This window comes from Mesorhizobium sp. B2-3-13, from assembly GCF_006442195.1.
Taxonomy (GTDB): Bacteria; Pseudomonadota; Alphaproteobacteria; order Rhizobiales; family Rhizobiaceae; genus Mesorhizobium; species Mesorhizobium salmacidum.
This window is the reverse complement of the sequence record NZ_VFVQ01000005.1, coordinates 223788-240963: the sequence shown is the minus strand read 5'-3', so window position 1 is coordinate 240963 and position 17176 is coordinate 223788. Positions and strand designations below refer to the sequence as shown.

The 17176-nt window shown below is 62.6% G+C and carries 14 protein-coding genes; 5 read left to right on the top strand and 9 right to left on the bottom strand.

The window, feature by feature from the left end; all coding sequences use genetic code 11:
• Nucleotides 1–44 precede the first annotated feature (44 nt).
• Nucleotides 45–1697 carry a VWA domain-containing protein gene (locus FJ941_RS08535; RefSeq protein ID WP_140504713.1) on the top strand — a complete coding sequence of 551 codons (1653 nt, stop codon included), beginning with the start codon at nucleotides 45–47 and terminating at the stop codon, nucleotides 1695–1697.
• A gap of 69 nt (nucleotides 1698–1766) precedes the next feature.
• Here FJ941_RS08535 and edd read toward each other — a convergent pair whose 3' ends face one another.
• The 3 genes from edd to zwf all read right to left on the bottom strand — a co-directional run bounded on the left by edd (nucleotide 1767) and on the right by zwf (nucleotide 5834).
• Nucleotides 1767–3590 (bottom strand): phosphogluconate dehydratase, encoded by a 1824-nt coding sequence (gene edd / locus FJ941_RS08530; protein WP_140504711.1) that lies wholly within the window; start codon nucleotides 3588–3590, stop codon nucleotides 1767–1769.
• A gap of 73 nt (nucleotides 3591–3663) precedes the next feature.
• On the bottom strand, nucleotides 3664–4380 hold the full coding sequence (gene pgl, locus FJ941_RS08525; protein ID WP_140504709.1) for a 6-phosphogluconolactonase: 717 nt from the start codon (nucleotides 4378–4380) through the stop codon (nucleotides 3664–3666).
• On the bottom strand, nucleotides 4362–5834 hold the full coding sequence (gene zwf, locus FJ941_RS08520; RefSeq protein ID WP_140504708.1) for a glucose-6-phosphate dehydrogenase: 1473 nt from the start codon (nucleotides 5832–5834) through the stop codon (nucleotides 4362–4364). The genes pgl and zwf overlap by 19 nt, the downstream gene beginning before the upstream one ends.
• Before the next feature lie 411 nt (nucleotides 5835–6245).
• Here zwf and FJ941_RS08515 point away from each other — a divergent pair, with 411 nt between their 5' ends.
• Nucleotides 6246–6992 carry an SDR family oxidoreductase gene (locus FJ941_RS08515; RefSeq protein WP_140504706.1) on the top strand — a complete coding sequence of 249 codons (747 nt, stop codon included), beginning with the start codon at nucleotides 6246–6248 and terminating at the stop codon, nucleotides 6990–6992.
• A gap of 19 nt (nucleotides 6993–7011) precedes the next feature.
• On the opposite strand, the gene FJ941_RS08510 is transcribed toward FJ941_RS08515, so the two are convergent.
• The 3 genes from FJ941_RS08510 to FJ941_RS08500 all read right to left on the bottom strand — a co-directional run bounded on the left by FJ941_RS08510 (nucleotide 7012) and on the right by FJ941_RS08500 (nucleotide 11095).
• Nucleotides 7012–7893, bottom strand: a complete 882-nt coding sequence (locus tag FJ941_RS08510; RefSeq protein ID WP_140504705.1) for an SH3 domain-containing protein — start codon at nucleotides 7891–7893, stop codon at nucleotides 7012–7014.
• Between the two features lie 384 nt (nucleotides 7894–8277).
• Entirely contained in the window at nucleotides 8278–9564 is a 1287-nt protein-coding gene (locus FJ941_RS08505) for an FAD-binding oxidoreductase (protein ID WP_140504703.1), read from the bottom strand.
• Nucleotides 9565–9658: 94 nt separating this feature from the next.
• Nucleotides 9659–11095, bottom strand: coding sequence for a glutamine synthetase family protein (locus tag FJ941_RS08500; protein WP_181166661.1), 1437 nt, complete (start codon nucleotides 11093–11095; stop codon nucleotides 9659–9661).
• 147 nt (nucleotides 11096–11242) lie between these two features.
• On the opposite strand from FJ941_RS08500, the gene FJ941_RS08495 reads away from it, so the two are divergent.
• Nucleotides 11243–11959, top strand: coding sequence for an HAD family hydrolase (locus FJ941_RS08495; protein WP_140504700.1), 717 nt, complete (start codon nucleotides 11243–11245; stop codon nucleotides 11957–11959).
• 72 nt (nucleotides 11960–12031) lie between these two features.
• Here the strand turns inward: FJ941_RS08495 and FJ941_RS08490 are convergent, their stop codons facing one another.
• From FJ941_RS08490 to aceA, 3 genes are all read right to left on the bottom strand, one after another.
• The gene (locus tag FJ941_RS08490; RefSeq protein WP_246672679.1) at nucleotides 12032–12445 is read right to left on the bottom strand and encodes a response regulator; all 414 of its coding nucleotides are present in this window, start codon (nucleotides 12443–12445) and stop codon (nucleotides 12032–12034) included.
• Nucleotides 12446–12715: 270 nt separating this feature from the next.
• Entirely contained in the window at nucleotides 12716–12958 is a 243-nt protein-coding gene (locus FJ941_RS08485; RefSeq protein WP_006202762.1) for a hypothetical protein, read from the bottom strand.
• Nucleotides 12959–13022: 64 nt separating this feature from the next.
• On the bottom strand, nucleotides 13023–14312 hold the full coding sequence (gene aceA / locus FJ941_RS08480) for an isocitrate lyase (protein ID WP_140504696.1): 1290 nt from the start codon (nucleotides 14310–14312) through the stop codon (nucleotides 13023–13025).
• Between the two features lie 237 nt (nucleotides 14313–14549).
• Between aceA and FJ941_RS08475 the strand changes: the two genes are divergently transcribed.
• Both FJ941_RS08475 and FJ941_RS08470 read left to right on the top strand, forming a co-directional pair.
• Nucleotides 14550–15998, top strand: a complete 1449-nt coding sequence (locus tag FJ941_RS08475; protein WP_140504695.1) for an XRE family transcriptional regulator — start codon at nucleotides 14550–14552, stop codon at nucleotides 15996–15998.
• Between the two features lie 135 nt (nucleotides 15999–16133).
• Nucleotides 16134–17105 carry a DMT family transporter gene (locus tag FJ941_RS08470; protein ID WP_140504693.1) on the top strand — a complete coding sequence of 324 codons (972 nt, stop codon included), beginning with the start codon at nucleotides 16134–16136 and terminating at the stop codon, nucleotides 17103–17105.
• The last annotated feature ends 71 nt before the right edge of the window (nucleotides 17106–17176 follow it).

Below are 17176 nucleotides of genomic sequence, written 5' to 3'. Positions count from 1 at the left end.
AAATAGCTTCAGCCGGCGGACGGGTGGCTATTCAGGAGATTTCGATGGCGATACTTGCGCGGAGCTTCGCTGCGGCGATCCTCCTTTTGTCGACGACGACATTCGGCTTTGCCGCCAACAAGATCATCATCATCCTCGACGCGTCGGGATCGATGTGGGCGCAGATCGATGGCAAGCCCAAGCTCGAAATCGCCCGCGAATCGCTGAGGACCGTGCTTCAATCGGTTCCCGCCGCCGACGAGATCGGCTTCATGGCCTATGGCCATCGTGAGAAAGGCAGCTGCGACGACATCCAGCTTATCGTGCCGCCTCAGGCGGGCTCGGCAAGCGCCATCTCGGCGGCCGCCGACAGTATGAAGTTCCTCGGCAAGACGCCGCTGACGGCAGCCGTCAAGAAGGCGGCCGAAGCGCTGAGATACACCGAGGACAAGGCGACCGTCGTCCTCATTACCGATGGGCTCGAAACCTGCGGCGGCGATCCTTGTGCGCTTGGCAAGGAACTCGAAGCCTCCGGCGTCGATTTCACCGCCGATGTCGTCGGCTTCGGCCTGACCGCCGACGAAGGCAAGCAGATCGCCTGCCTCGCCGACAACACCGGCGGCAAATACATCCAGGCATCCGACGAGAAGGCGCTGCAGGAAGCGCTGGTCGAGACTGTGGCGGCCCCGGCACCAGCGCTCGAGCCAGCACCGGCACCAGCCCCTGAGCCGGCGAAGTCCGAGTTCAATTTCATGCCGACCGTTGTGCTGGCCGAGGGCGGCGATCCCGTCACCGACGGCAATGCCTGGGAAGTCTATAAGGCCAAATCGGACGGCACGCGCGGCGACAACATCACCACCGAATACGGCGACTACAAAGCCAATCTGGAACCGGGCGACTACATCATCGTCGCGCGCGACGGCGAAGCCAAGGTCGAGCGGAAGGTCAGGATCGAGGCAGGCCAAGTCTACAAGCCGCTGTTCACCTTGAATGCCGGCACGCTTATCCTGCATCCGCGTCCCAGCCAAGGTGCGGATGTCGTGAGCGGGGCGGCTGTCGTGATCGCCTATCCGGGCGTCGGCAACCCCCCGACCTATTATGGAGACACGAAAGTCGTGTTGCCGGCCGGCGACGAGAAAGTGACCGTCACGATCGGACAGGGCGTGGTCACGGAAACGATTCCGCTCGCTGCCGGCACGGTGATCGACAAGGACATTATCGTCGGCGTCGGCCATGTCCTTGCCAACGCATATTATGCGGCCGGAGGCGACAAGGCCGATGGTTCAGGCATCGGCTTCAAGGTGCTCAAGGCCAAGAAGAAGATCGATGGCACCCGCGACGAGGTCACGTATGCCTATGGCCCCGACAGCAAGTTCGACCTGCCGCCGGATGACTATGTGTTGATCGCGACGGTTGACCTCGCGGTCGTGGAACAGCCTTTCAGCGTCAAGGCCGGCGAGTTCCAGGACCTCAAGGTCGCCATGGATGCCGGCGTGCTGGCTATTACGGCCCCCGGCACCTCCAAGATCGAGATTTTCGAGACGAAGAAGGACATCAATGGCAATCGCAAGTCGATCGGCTACGCCTATGACGAGAAGTATCAGGCCGCGATAGCGGCGGGCGACTACGCGGTGGTCTCGGAGAAGCCGGACAACAGCAAGAAGGAAGGCACCGTGACCGTGAAGGCTGGCGAGCGGGTTGAATTGACGGTGCAATAAGGGTCGCGATTTCGACCAGCAAAAAGGGGCGGCCACGAGCCGCCCCTTTTTCATGCCGTACAGAATGCGTCAGGCGGTTCCGAACGCACCGGCGCCGTGGTCGGCACGCCCTACCAATTGGCGGAAACCGGCGAACAGCTCGCGGCCGAAGCCGAACTCGTTGCCGATCAGGTCGGCTTCGGCCGTGCGGCGCAGCGCGAGCTCGGTCCCTGGCACCAGCACCTCCAGCGTGCCGGCATCGGCGTCGAGGCGGATGACGTCGCCGTCATGGATCCGCGCGATCGGTCCCTCCTCGACCGCTTCCGGCGTCACATGGATCGCCGCCGGCACCTTGCCGGAGGCGCCCGACATGCGTCCGTCCGTGACCAGCGCGACACGCTGGCCGCGATCCTGCAGGATGCCAAGCACGGTGGTCAATTTGTGCAGTTCCGGCATGCCGTTGGCCTTCGGCCCCTGGAAGCGGATGACGGCGATGAAATCACCGGTGAGCGTGCCGGCCTTGAAGGCGTCGTTCAGCCCCTGCTGGCTGTCGAACACCTTGGCCGGCGCCTCGATGACGCGCCGCTCCGGCTTGACGGCCGAAGTCTTGATGACGGCATGGCCAAGGTTGCCTGAAAGCACCTTGAGGCCGCCGGTCGGCTGGAATGCCTTTTTGAACGGCGCCAGCACCTTTTCGTCGCCGCTTATGCGCGGCGAAGCCTCGCGCACCACGCCGCCGTCGGCGCCGAGCTTTGCCTCGACGGCATAAGGCCGCAGGCCTTCGCCCCACACCGTCTGCACATCCTCGTGCAGGACACCTTCGTCGAGCAGTTCGCGGATCAGGAAGCCGAGCCCGCCCGCCGCGTGGAAATGGTTCACGTCGGCAAGGCCGTTCGGATAGACGCGCGCGAGCAGCGGCACAGCTTCCGAGAGATCGGAAATGTCCTGCCAGGTCAGCGCGATGCCGGCGGCCGCCGCCATGGCGATCAGGTGGATGGTGTGGTTGGTCGAGCCGCCGGTGGCGTGCAGGCCGACGACGCCGTTGACGAACGAGCGTTCGTCGATCATCCGGCCGACAGGCGTATAGGCGTTGCCGAGTGCGGTGATCGCCAGCGCCCGCTTCGTCGCTTCGCGGGTCAAGGCGTCACGCAGCGGCGTGCCTGGATTGACGAAGGACGCGCCCGGCGTGTGCAGGCCCATGATCTCCATCAGCATCTGGTTGGAGTTCGCCGTGCCGTAGAAGGTGCAGGTGCCCGGCCCATGGTAAGACTTGGACTCGGCTTCCAAGAGTTCGGCGCGACCTGCCTTGCCCTCGGCATAGAGCTGGCGAACCTTGGCCTTCTCGTCATTGGGCAGGCCTGTCGTCATCGGCCCGGCCGGGATGAACACCGCCGGCAGATGGCCGAAGGTGAGTGCGGCGATCACCAGTCCCGGCACGATCTTGTCGCAGACGCCCAGATAGACGGCGGCGTCGAACATGTTGTGCGACAGGCCGATCGCGGCTGCCATGGCGATCACGTCGCGCGAAAACAGCGACAGCTCCATGCCGGGCTGGCCTTGTGTCACGCCATCGCACATCGCCGGCACGCCGCCTGCGACCTGGGCGATGCCTCCGGCCTCGTGCGCGGCCTGCTTGATCAGGGCGGGGAAGGTCTCGAAGGGCTGATGCGCCGACAGCATGTCGTTATAGGAGGTGATGATGCCGAGATTGGGCACCTTGTCGGCGCCGAGCGCCAGCTTTTCCGAGGGGCTGCACACCGCGAAGCCGTGGGCAAGATTGCCGCAGGACAGCACCGACCGGTTGGCGGTCTGGTTCGACGCTTCGGCGATACGGCTCAGGTAGCGCTCTCGGCCCGGTTTGGAGCGCTGGCGTATCCGCTCGGTGATGGCTTCGATATCGCGTCTTGCGGTCATGGCATCAGGTCCTTTCAGCCGAGGTCCCGGAAACATCCTCCCGCCGTTGCCGGGACCATTTGTAAACTTGAAATCAGGGCGCCCAGAAAACCTCCACGGGTTTGGGCGATGCGTCGAGCACGGCGCGGATCGGCTTGCGCGGTCCGGGCGCGACAGCGTTGTCGAAGGCGACGCGCTTGTCCTCGCCCTCTATGTGCAAGGCGAGGAAATCCGCATCGATGATGCGGGCGAGCGTCAGGGTCAGCCGCGGCTCTCCGGCGCTTTTGGCGTGGACCGGCAGGATCATCCTGTCGGAGGCCGGGTCGAGCAGCTTCGGCAGATCGTCGGCGTCAGGAAAGAACGAGGCGGTGTGGCCGTCTGGTCCCATGCCGAGCACCACGACGTCGAGCGGCCAGGGCAGGGATCGCAGTGCCGCATCGTCGGATGTCGCGGCATCCTCGATGCCGGCCGCCTCGTGATAGAGCGGAACGAAACGGGCGGCCTTGGCCGCGTTCTGCAGCAGGATCGCGGCAACCAGCCCGGCATTGGATCGCGGCGAGGAGGCCGGCACAAAGCGTTCGTCGACCAGCGTCACGATCACCTTGTCCCAGGCGATCGGCGCCGCGGAGAGATCGGCAAAGAACTTTGCCGGCGTCGTGCCGCCGGAGACAGCCAGCAACGCCGTGCCGCGCCGGTCGATCGCCCTCGTTAAGCGATCGGCCACCTTTGCAGCCAGCGCCGAGGCCAGCTGCGGACGGTCGGCAAAGGCATTCCAGTTATAGCTGGCGCTGTTCAATTGCTCTCGTGCCATGTCCGCCCGTCGCGTTCGATAAGCGCTATCGAGGCCGACGGCCCCCATGTGCCTGCCGTATAGCCCTGTGCTTCCTGCTTGGCGCCTTCCCAGGCATTCTGGATCGGGTCGATCCACTTCCAGGCGGCTTCCACCTCGTCGCGACGCATGAACAGGGTCTGGTTGCCACGGATGACATCCATGATCAGCCGTTCATAGGCGTCGGGCGCGCGGCCGTCGAAAGACTGCGCGAAACTCATGTCGAGCGAGATCTGGCGCAGCCGCATGCCGCCCGGGCCTGGATCCTTGATCATGATGAACTGCTTGACGCCTTCGTCCGGCTGCAGCCGGATGACCAACTGGTTGGCGAAGATCGGCCCCGCGCCGCTGTCGCCGAAGATCGAATGCGGGATCGGCTTGAACTCGATGACGATTTCCGAAACCCGGGTCGCCAGCCGCTTTCCAGTCCTGAGATAAAACGGAACACCTGCCCAGCGCCAGGTACCAATCTCGGCCTTGATGGCAACGAAGGTCTCGGTGTTGCTGTCCTTGCCGAGTTCCTCGACATAACCTTTCACCGGGCCGCCGGCCGACGCGCCGGCGCGATACTGGCCACGCACGGTATGCTTCGGCGCTTCGTTGCCGTTGATGCGCTTCAGCGCCCGCAGCACCTTCAGCTTCTCGTCGCGCACGGCGTCGGCGTCCATCGACGAAGGCGCCTCCATGGCGACCAGGCAAAGCAGCTGCAGCATGTGGTTCTGCACCATGTCGCGCAGCGCGCCGGCCTTGTCGTAATAGGTGACGCGATCTTCCAGGCCGACGGTCTCGGCGACGGTGATCTGCACGTGGTCAATATGGGCGGAGTTCCACAGCGGCTCGTAGAGCGCATTGGCAAAGCGCAGCGCCATCAGGTTCTGCACCGTCTCCTTGCCGAGATAATGGTCGATGCGGAAAATCTGGCTCTCGTGGAAGTCGTCGCCGACCAGATCGTTGAGCGCCTGCGCCGAGGCGAGGTCGCGGCCGATCGGCTTCTCCAGCACGATGCGCGAATTCGGCGTGATCAGATTGTGCTCTTTGAGCTTGTGCGAGATATCGCCGAACAGCGCCGGCGCCACGGCCAGGTAGAAGGCGCGGATGTGGTCGCTTTCGCCAATTGCCTTCTTCAACTTGTCGAAGCCGGCGCCGCTCGTCGCATCGGCCGGGACGTGGGAAAGCCGCGCCAGGAAGGTCTTCAACTCCTTGGCATCGATGTCGGCCGGTTTGACATGGTCCGAAATCGCCTGCCTGGCGAAGGCCTGGAACTCCTCGTCGCTCATTTTCGAGCGCGACGTGCCGATGATGCGCGTCGGCTCGGAGAATTGATGGTCGCGCTGGCGATAGTAGAGCGACGGCAGCAGCTTGCGCTCCGACAAGTCGCCGGTGCCGCCGAAGATGATGAAGTCGAAAGGGTCGACGGGGATGATCTGGCTGGTCATGGTCTGTCCGCTTTGACGCCGGTCGCGAGTACGCGGCTGATATATTCTAATCGATTTAAATTTTCCAGTGCCATGCTGTCACATCGAGGACCAATCGCTGGATATTGATTGGGTCCACCTGTGCGCTTGACACTGGCGCTACCTGGAGGCTTGTCGGTGAACGAAGACTCCAGAAGCTTTCGCAGTTGCAGCATAGAACGTGAATGTGACGAAAGCTAATGCGTGTCGCCCGGAAGTGTCCTCGGTTGCGGGATAACGACACGCATAAAATCAGAAGCTTACAGCAGGTCGGCGAATCCTATTCGGCGCGACATGCTGTAAGGAGAAATCGGCGCTGTATCCGTCGCGGCACCGGCCGGACTGTCAGCCCTCTCGTGCAGCTGCGCGATGAACCCAAGGAGCGGTAAACGCATGCGTCTGGAAAACAAGGTCGCCATTATCACCGGTGCGGCATCAGGCTTCGGCGAAGGCATGGCCAAGCGCTTCGCGCAAGAGGGCGCCAGGGTCGTTGTCGCCGATCTCAACGCCAAGGGGGCGGAACGCGTCGCAGGCGAGATCGGCGACGCGGCGATCTGGACGCAGACCGATGTTTCGCTGCGCTCCGAGTTCGACGAGATGGTCTATGCGGCCAAAAGCGCCTTCGGCCGCATCGACATCATGGTCAACAATGCCGGGTTCACCCATCGTAATGGCGACATGCTCAAGGTCGACGAGGAAACCTTCGACCTGATCACATCAGTCAACATGAAGGCGATCTATCACGCTGCGCTTGCCGTCGTGCCGATCATGGAGCGGCAGGGCGGCGGCGTCATCCTGACCACGGCGTCCACCGCTGGCCTGCGGCCTCGGCCCGGCCTCACCTGGTACAATGCCTCGAAGGGCTGGGCGATCACCGCCACCAAGTCGATGGCGGTGGAACTCGCGCCCAGGAACATCCGCGTCAACTGCCTCTGCCCGGTCGCCGGCGAGACCGGCATGCTGGAGAAATTCATGGGCGCCGACACGCCCGAGATCCGCGAGACATTCCGCGCCTCGGTCCCGCTCGGGCGGCTGTCGACCCCGCTCGATATCGCCAATGCGGCGCTATGGCTGGCTTCGGACGAGGCCGCATTCATCACCGGCGTGGCGCTGGAGGTCGATGGCGGCCGCTGCATCTGAATGCGGCGATGTTCGGATATTACGCGCCGGGCTTGACGTAGCTCTTGTACACCCAGCCGTGCTTGCCGTTGTAGACGATCTCGCACCACTTCTTGCAGCCTATCAGTTGCACTGAAGTCCGGGCAGGAACCGAGCCGATGGGGGTTGCGCCCTTCTTTGGGGCACTGCGCATGGTCACAGTCCTGAGAATACGGCCGCTGCCCGCTGCCGCCACCTTGCGCGGCTTCGCTTTGGCTGTGTTGTCCTCGTCTTGTGCATTTGCGGGTTTTTGGTCCGCCACTTGCGGCTGCGTCTCCGGAATGGCGGCGGTCTGCGCGCCATCGGGATTGCTGCTGTTCGCAGGTGGGCTCGGCGCGGCAACTTTGGCAAGCTCGTCGGTGGCATCGGTATCAGTAGACGATTGGGCGAATGCTGCCGCTGTTTTGTCAGGCGTCGGCTCAGGCTGCTTGGCTACCTGGCTGGGGGCAGCCTGATCGGGATCTGCTGCCGCGGCAGCAGCCTTCTGCTGTGCCCCGGTCCAGCGAGGATCGTTGGCCGCAAGCGCTTGTATGTTGCCCGCCGCCGCTACCATGGTCGGTGGGACCTGGCTGGACTTGCGCTCTACCCGCGGTGTCACGGCAGCCGCTGTCACCGTAGTTCCCGAAGGGGAAACTTTCGTCGTCTTCACCGGAATGCTCGGAATGCTCTGCTCGGGGCTGGCGACCGCTTGCCTCTCGCTGGTCGGCAATGCCAGCCAGAGTGCCACCGCGGCAACGCCAAGCAGAGCGGCGGTACCGACCGCGGCAATGACCAGGTGCGAGTTCGAACGGACTCCCTGCCAGAATGACGGGCGCATGTCATAGCCGAACTGCATGGCAAAGCGCCGACGTTCCGGAGCACCGAAACTGAAGGGCTCTCTCACTCTCGCCACCTCCATAAGCGGGCCGGTGTTCTTTCGATCAGATATCGCAAATCATGCGTTCGATCAGCATCGGTCCCAAAACGCGGGCAGGCCCGCAACAATCCCCGAACAATCGCCCAGACGCGGACCTTTCGCCCGCGATTGTGGCATCAGTACGCCATTATCAAGGATTCTGCGCCTTCGCCGGCAATTCCGCAATGTGTCGCCCGGGCAACAAATGTTACATGGATATTACAATATTACATGAGATCGTGATCGCATGGGATAAGGACCATCCAATCCTGCCTAAAGCACGTCGCGTGGAAACGGACTTATACAACGCGTTTTTAGATCTTGTTTTGATGCGCGTCGTTCTTCCCAGGCAAATCACTTTTGCACGACGCATTAGATCCTGTCCCGCAGCGCAAACCAGTTGAGCGCGAGGAAAAGCAGCGGCGCCCGAAACCGGCGACCGCCAGGAAATGGCGAAATTTTCAATTCCTCGATCAGCTTCAGCCGGTCGCGGTTGCCGGTGACGGTTTCGGCATAGAGTTTGCCGAAGAAGTTGGACAGCATGACGCCGTGACCCGAATAGCCGCCGGCCGAGATCACATTCGGCATCACTTCACGCACGAACGGCTTTCTTGGCACCGTGATCCCAACATAACCGCCCCAGCCGTGGGTGATCTCGACATCGCTCAGCGCCGGATAGAGTTCCGCGATCTGCCGGCGAATATGGATGTGGATATCCTTCGGATCGTTGACGCCATAGATCTCGCGTCCGCCGAACAACAGCCGGCCATCCCTGGATTTGCGGAAATAGCGCACGACGAAACGGGAATCATCGACCGATTCGCCCCCCGGCAACACTTTCGATTCCGACCCCAGCGGCATTGTCGCGCCGATGAAGGATCCGATCGGCATGATGTGCGCGGCACTCACCGGCTCGAGCGTTCCGCCATAGGCATTGACCGCGATCAGGCATTTCTGAGCCGAGATCGTCCCTCTCGGCGTGGAAACCCTGACCTTGCCCCCCGCGGATATGATGCCGGTCGATGGCGTTCCTTCGAACAGGTGCGCGCCGGCTTGTGCCGCCACCCGCGCGGTGCCGATCACCAGCTTCATCGGATGGATATGGCCGGTGCCGGTGTCGCGCGTGCCGCCGAAATAAGCGCTCGAGCCCAGCCGCTCCGCCGTCTCCTTCGCATCCATGAAGGAGATATGCGGGTAGGAGAAACGGCCGGCCATGATCTCGGCATGGGCCTTGTAGTCGTCGACATAGCGCGGCTTGTGCGCAACCGAAAGCTGGCCCGGCATGTAGTCGATATCGATCTGGTGGATGGCCGCGAAGTCAAGCAGGTGGGCTTTGGCCTCTTCGGCAAGGTCGAACAGCGCCTTGGCGCGGGAAAGGCCATATTCGGCCTCCAGATCCTCGGCCCAGGCGCGCTGGCCGGTGCCAAGCTGGCCGCCATTGCGTCCCGAAGCGCCATCGCCGAAGCGATGCGCCTCGATCAGCACCACGTCCGCTCCAGCCTTGGCCAGATAAACCGCTGCAGACAGGCCAGTGAACCCGCCGCCGATGATGACGACATCGCAGATCCGGTCGCCGTCGAGCGCCGGATATTCAGGCCGTTGCCCAGCCGTGTCCTCATACCAGGATCGGCCAGGGGAGATTGGGGATTGATAAGGCATGATGTGGCGAAGACTCGAGGGAGTTTGGAAGGAATAGAAGAGAAGTAGCGAATAAGAAAAAAACCGATATTGTTTCTATTCGCTATTCGCCTCTTCAGACGTTGAGCAGCAGATATTCCCGCTCCCACGGACTGATCACTTCCATGAACGTCTCGAATTCCGCGCGCTTGATCGCGGCATAGGTGGCGGCGAAGGACTTGCCCAGCAACGCGCAGAGTTCCTCGTCGCCTTCGAACAGGTCCACGGCTTCGAGCAGGCTGCGCGGCAGGTCTATCTCGTCCGCGTTGGCGGTTGTCAGCACGGGCGGCTCGGCCTTGACCTTCCTGGTGATGCCGATCAGCCCGCAGGCGAGCGAGGCTGCCAGCGCCAGGTAGGGATTGGCGTCGGAGGACGGAATGCGGTTCTCGACGCGCCGCGCCGCAGGGTCGGAGCGCGGCACCCGGAACGCCGTGGTGCGGTTGTCGTAGCCCCATTTGTTGTTGACGGGAGCCGACGCCGCCTGCGTCAGCCGCCGGTAGGAGTTGACGTAGGGCGCGAACATCACCAACGCGTTCGGCACGTGCTTCTGCATGCCGCCGATGAAATGGAAGAAATCCTCGGTTTCGGAACCATCCTCGGCCGAAAAGATGTTCCTGCCCGTCTTCTTGTCGACGATCGACTGATGGATGTGCATGGCGGAGCCCGGTTGGCCCTGGATCGGCTTGGCCATGAAGGTCGCGTAGATCTCGTGCTTGAGTGCCGCCTCACGGATGGTGCGCTTGAACATGAACACCTGGTCGGCAAGTTCGATCGGGTCGCCATGGCGCAGATTGATCTCGAGCTGGCCGGCGCCCTCTTCGTGGATGAGCGTGTCGATCTCCAGCCCCTGGCTTTCGGAGAAATGGTAGATGTCGTCGATCAGTTCGTCGAACTCGTTGACGCCGGCGATAGAATAGCCGGCGCCGCCGCCGATCGCGCGGCCCGAGCGGCCGACGGGCGGGGTCAACGGATAGTCCGGGTCCGGATTCTTGCGCACGAGGTAGAACTCGATCTCGGGCGCCACGACCGGCTTCAGCCCAAGCCTGTCATAGGCTGCAAGGACGCGCTTCAGCACATTGCGCGGCGTGAACTCGACCGAGCGGCCGTCCTGGTGGACGAGGTCGCAGATCACGGCGGCCGTCGGGTCTTCTTCCCAAGGCACCACGGTCAATGTCGATAGGTCCGGCATCAGCTTGAGGTCGCCGTCGTCTTCAGGGTAGTGGAAGCCGTTGCCGTCCTCTGGATAGCCACCGGAAATCGTCGTCATGAAGACGGCCGAAGGCAGCGCCAGCGAAGTGTTGGAGGTGAATTTCTTCGACGGCATCATCTTGCCGCGCGCCACGCCGGCCTGATCGGGTGTGATGCATTCGATATCCTCGATGCCGCGCCATTCCAGCCAATCGCTGACTTCCTTCCAGTTCTTCACACCACGCAGGTTTTTCACAAAGGCAGGCGTGCGCGCCCGTCCTCCGCGGCTCGACGGACGGACTTCCTTTTTTGCAGGCGGCATCATTCACCAGATTGAGTTGCGGATTTCGGAGTATAGCCGTGCCGCGCGATGGAAGGGAAGGGAGCCACCGCCGGCATTTTCCGTTGCAGGTTGAAAACCGCCCGCCGCTCGGCTTAGGTTTGGTGTCTTCCCGCATTCGAGAAGCCGGTGATGCGAACCAGCAGCGAACTGACCACGATCGGCTTCGATGCCGACGACACGCTTTGGCAAAACGAACAATTCTTCCGCATGACGGAGAAGCGCTTTGCCGCCATGCTGGCCGATCATGGCGAGGAGAAGCAGATCTCGGCGCGACTGCTGGAGGCCGAGAGGCGCAATCTTGCGATCTATGGTTTCGGCATTAAGGGATTTACGCTCTCGATGATCGAAACGGCGATCGAGGTCACCGACGGGCGCGTGCCGGCCTCGGTCATATCGGAGATTCTCGACGCCGGTCGCGAGATGCTGGGCCATCCGATCGAGCCCTTGCCCTATGCGCGCGAGACGGTCGAGAAACTCGCCGGCACCTTCCGCCTGGTGCTGATCACCAAGGGCGATTTGTTCGATCAGGAGCGCAAGCTGGCCGGCTCCGGGCTGGGCGATCTGTTCGATGCCGTCGAGATCGTCAGCGACAAGACGGCCGCGACCTATGCGCGCCTCTTCAACCGCCATGGCGACGGCCCGGCGAGGAGCATGATGGTCGGCAATTCGCTGAAGTCGGACGTGGTGCCCGCCATCGAGGCCGGCGGCTGGGGTGTCCATGTCCCGCACGAACTGACCTGGGTGCTCGAACATGTCGAGGCGCCAGTCGCAGAGCCGCGTTTCCGCCAGATATCGGATCTTGGTCAATTGCCGGAACTGATAGAAAGCATCGCGAAGCCAAGCTGATCGCGACTGCGATTATTTGGTTTTTGAATAAATCCGGGCGGAAAACCGCGGCACCACTGTCCCGGAATTGTCTCAGCGGTTGATCAGGCGATCGATCACCGGTTGCAGCCGTTCGGGCGTGATCGGCTTTGCCACCACCACGTCGACGACTTTCGCCAGGCCAAGGCTCTCCGGCGTGCCATTCTTGGTTGAAAGCAGGATCACGGGAGGAAGCGATTTGCCCGAAGTCCGGCGCAACATTTCGATGCCGGGCATCAGATTGTCGCAGTCCTTGTTGTCGGGGCCACCATCGAGGACGATCGCTCCCGGCACCAGCGTCCGCAAGGTTTTCGCTGCGATATCAGGCGGTTCCGAGATTGGTCTGAGCCCGGACCGTTCGACGATTTTCGATACGACGACCCGGTTGATCGGCGATTTCCCGACAACAAGCACCCGCGAGAGATCGCGGATCGTGTTGGTGCTTGAATCCCGGGTCCCCAGATTCACATGTTTTGCGGTCTCGCTCTCGCGGTTCACTGGGCACCCAAGTCGGCCAAGAAGTTCGCCCCCATTTCAATGCAGAGTTGAAATCTGGGCGACAATTGGCGTGAGATCGCACCCTTGTCAAGTTGAAATAAAAGAACCTGGAGGCGTCCTCCACAACAGTGGATTCAAAGCAACAGTACTGTACTGCTCTGTCCATGGCTTGGTTGCGTAAAAATAAAATTCACCTGCGCATTCATTGCGCAGGTGAAAGGCCGCCTAGACGATTTCGGATCAGCCATGGCTCTGTTGCGTGACGATGACCGGGATCAAAAGGTCACCCCAATTGCCGTCACCGCCATGATGCCTTGCGGAGCGCACGAGCTCCACCGAGACGCCCGCCTCCACCGCCTTCATCACCGACTGGTTGAGCCTGTGCAGATCGTTGGCCAGCATGCGGATCGTCGCCTGCTGGTCGACGCTCATCGTGGTCGATTGCTCTTCTGCCCGTTCCTTGACGCGGCTTATCGATGCCATTGGTCGTCTCCTATGTCCTTGCCCTCTCGGGCGTTTCCTCTGTTGGTCGTCTTTTTTGGCGAACTCACTCCGCCGCCGGCTTGAACTGCGCGTGCTCGGTCGACTCATGCATGGCGGTGGTCGATGACCGGCCCCCGGTGATCGCCATCGAGACGGCATCGAAATAGCCGGTGCCGACCTCACGCTGGTGCTTGGTCGCGGTATAGCCATTGGCCTCCGCCGCGAATTCCGCTTCCTGCAACTCGGAATAGGCCGACATCTGCCGCGCCTTGTAGCCGCGGGCGAGTTCGAACATGCCGTAGTTGAGCTGGTGGAAGCCGGCCAGCGTAATGAACTGGAACTTGTAACCCATGGCACCCAGTTCCCGCTGGAACTTGGCGATCGTCGCGTCATCGAGGTTCTTCTTCCAGTTGAACGACGGCGAGCAATTATAGGCGAGCAGCTTGCCTGGATGGTGCCTGCGCACCCCCTCCGCGAATTTCTTGGCCTGCGCCAGGTCGGGCTTCGAGGTCTCGCACCAGATCAGGTCGGCGTGGGGCGCATAGGCAACGGCCCGTGCGATACAAGGCTCGATGCCGTTCCTGACCTGGTAGAAGCCTTCCACCGTACGGCCGGCATCATAGTCGACAAAGGGCTGGTCGCGCTCATCGATATCGGAGGTGAGCAGCTTTGCCGCTTCGGCGTCGGTGCGCGCCACGACCAGGGTGGGCGTGGCCATCACGTCGGCCGCGAGTCGCGCGGCGTTGAGGTTGCGGATATGCGCCGCGGTCGGGATCAGCACCTTGCCGCCGAGATGGCCGCACTTCTTCTCCGACGCCAGTTGGTCCTCATAGTGGACGCCGGCGGCACCCGCCTCGATGAACGCCTTCATGATCTCGAAGGCGTTGAGCGGGCCGCCGAAGCCGGCTTCCGCGTCGGCGACGATCGGGGCGAACCAGGTCTCGACCGAAAGCCCGTTGCCTTCGGAGGTCTCGATCTGGTCGGCGCGCTGCAGCGTGCGGTTGATGCGCTTGACCAGTTCGGGCGCCGCATTGGCCGGATAGAGCGACTGGTCCGGATACATCGCCGAGGCGGTGTTCGCGTCGGCGGCAACCTGCCAGCCCGACAGATAGATCGCCTTCAGCCCGGCGCGCACCTGCTGCATCGCCTGGTTGCCGGACATGGCGCCCAATGCGTTGACGAAGTCCTCCTCGTGGATGAGCTTCCACAGCCGGTTGGCACCCATTTCGGCAAGGCTCTGCCTGATCTGCACCGAACCTCGCAGCCGCTTCACATCCTCCGGCGAATAGGGACGTTCAATGCCGTTGAAGCGGCCTTCAGGCGCCGAGGGGACGAGGTTGTAAAAATCAGTCATTGGTCGCTCCGAAGGGTTTCTGCACGACGTCCGCGCGCCAGTTGTCGGGGGCACTTCTATGTGACTGAATTTACATTGCGATGCAAAATGAGCCACAAAAATCAGGAAACCCCGCCGGACATAAGGGAAAATCTGTGTTGTGTTTGACAGGAAGGCACTGTAAATTTGTCAATCCTGTAAAGACAAGCAGGCTGGGATCGCGGGCTGATGTCATGTAAATCCTGTCAAGGATAGTCGATGGCTGATCAGAAGATTTTCGCCGGGCCGCGCATTCGCCGCATCCGCAACTCCAAGGGCCTGACCCAGACGGCAATGGCCGAGGGGCTCGGCATCTCGCCGTCCTATCTCAACCTGATCGAGCGCAACCAGCGGCCGCTGACTGTGCAGCTGATCCTGAAGCTGGCCTCCGTCTACAAGGTCGATCCGCACGACCTTCAGGGCGAGGCAAGGGGATCGGTCGCTGCCCTGAAGGAGGTGTTCACCGATCCGCTGCTGGTTGGCGAACTGCCGGGAGATCAGGAACTGATCGAGCTTGCCGAGGCGGCACCCAATGCCTCCGCCGGGGTGATAAAACTGTTCCGCGCCTATCGCGAGCAGGCCGAGCGGCTGTCCGACATCAACGAGCTTCTGGCGCGCGAGGGTCGGACGACAGCGCTCTCCGGCGCCCGCCTGCCGATCGACGAGGTGCGCGAGATTTTCGAGCGGCGGCCGAACCATTTTTCCTCGCTCGAAGAAGAGGCCGAGGCGTTCACGTCGGTGCTTGATCCCGGCGACGACCTCTTTGGCGCATTGAAGGCATGGCTGAAGCGCGAATATGGCATTGTGGTCAAGGTTCTGCCGGTCGCCACCATGCCGAACTGGCGCCGCCGCTACGACCGCCACTCGCAGCGCCTATTCCTGTCCGAGCGCCTGTCACCATTCGACCAGTTGCGTGAAGTCGCGATGGAGGCCTGCCTGATCCGCATGACCGTCGCGATCGCCGGCGAGATCCAGGCGCTGAGGCTGGCCACGGACGAGGCGCGCCGCCTTGCCCGCTTCGAACTCGGCCGCTATGCCGCCCACGCTCTGATGATGCCCTATCAGCCTTTTCACGCGGCGGCCGTTCGCTCACGCTACGACATCGAAGTCCTGCGCTCGCGCTTTGGCGTCTCTTTCGAGCAGGCGGCAAACCGGCTGATCATGCTGCAGCGGCCAGGTGTTTCTGGCGTGCCCTTCTTCATGCTCGAGGTCGACAATGCAGGAAACCGCTTTCGCAAGGCCGGCAGCCAGGGCTTTCCGCAAAGCCGCTTTGGCGGCGGCTGTCCGAAGCTTCCCGTGCATGTCGCCTTCACCCAGCCCGGTCAGGTCTTCGTCGAGGCGGTGGAAATGCCTGATGGCGCCGAGTTCCTGTGCATCGCTCGCACGCTGGAGGGGCCGCAAGGCGCATTCTCCGAACGCCCGCGCCGCACGGCACTGCTACTCGGCTGCGACATCGGCTTTCGCGACGACATCGTCTATGGCGCGGTGCTGCCTGGCGCGGCAGTCGGCGCGAAGGTGGGGGCAGGCACCATCGCGGCGACGCCTGTCGGCCCGGCCTGCCGGCTTTGCGAGCGCGTCGGCTGCCTGGCGCGCGCCGAGCCGCCGGTGACGCGACCCCTCGGCCTCGACGAGATGGTGACCGGCCTGAGTGCGTTCGATTTTCAGTAACGCTGCGGCAAAGGTGCCACAATCGTCGCCGGTCTCTGGATCACCCGCGGCTTAAGTCTTTGCGTTACGTGAACAGAGTAGTTTTTTGTCGTCCCTTGCGCATCGTCCCGTCCACAAAAGCTCGACAGTCGCGCCATGACAGACACAGCATCATCTCCGACCCTTGTTGCATCGACCGGCCTTGCTACCTCGACAGTCTCGCCGCGCGACGAACGCGTCGGCATGCTTCTGGTCTTCCTGTCGGCGCTGATGTGGAGTTTCGGCGGCACCATCGCTCGCTTCATCAGCGCCGGTGACAGCTGGACGGTTATTTTCTGGCGTTCCGTTTGGGCCGCCGCCTTCCTGCTCTGCTTCATGGTCTGGCGTGACGGCTGGCGCGGCATGGTGAAGTCATTCCGGGACATGGGCTTGCCAGGCATTGCTGTGGGATTCTGCTTCGCCATTGCCTCGACCTCGTTCGTCGTGGCGCTTGCCTATACCACCGTCGCCAACATCCTCTTGATGCAGGCCGGCGTGCCGCTCCTGGCGGCCTTGTTTGCCTGGGCACTGTTTCGCGAAAGAGTAACCGTCGCGACCTGGATGGCCATTGCCGCCGTTATCGCCGGCGTAGCCATCATGGTGTCGGAATCACTGGATGGTGCCGTCTCGCCCATAGGCGATGGACTTGCGTTGCTGATCGCGTTCATGTTCTCGATCGCCACCGTCATCACCCGGCGCTTCTCCAGCGTGCGCATGACGCCGGCGACCTGTCTCGGCACGATCCTGGCGGCGGGCTTGGCTGCCTCGCAAGCCTCGACCTTCATGGTGTCGGCCGGTGACATGTGCTTTCTCTTCGTCTTCGGCATGGTCAATCTCGGCCTTGGCCTTGCTTTCTTCGCCACCGGCGCGCGCCTGATCCCGGCGGCGATCGCGGCACTGCTCGGCACGTTCGAGCCGATCCTGGGGCCGATATGGGTCTGGCTCATCCATTCCGAGGTGCCGTCCGGGCGCACCATGATCGGCGGCGCGGTGGTGGTCACGGCGCTGCTTGTCCATATTGGGCTGGAATTCAAGCGCCAGGCGCGGCCGCAGCGGGCTGGGGTCACCGGAGTGCCTTCGCCTAATTGATGCCGGCCGAAGCTTTGCCCATTGACAATGTCGCTGCCGCCCGGGCAGGCTGGGACTACGGCAACAACAAG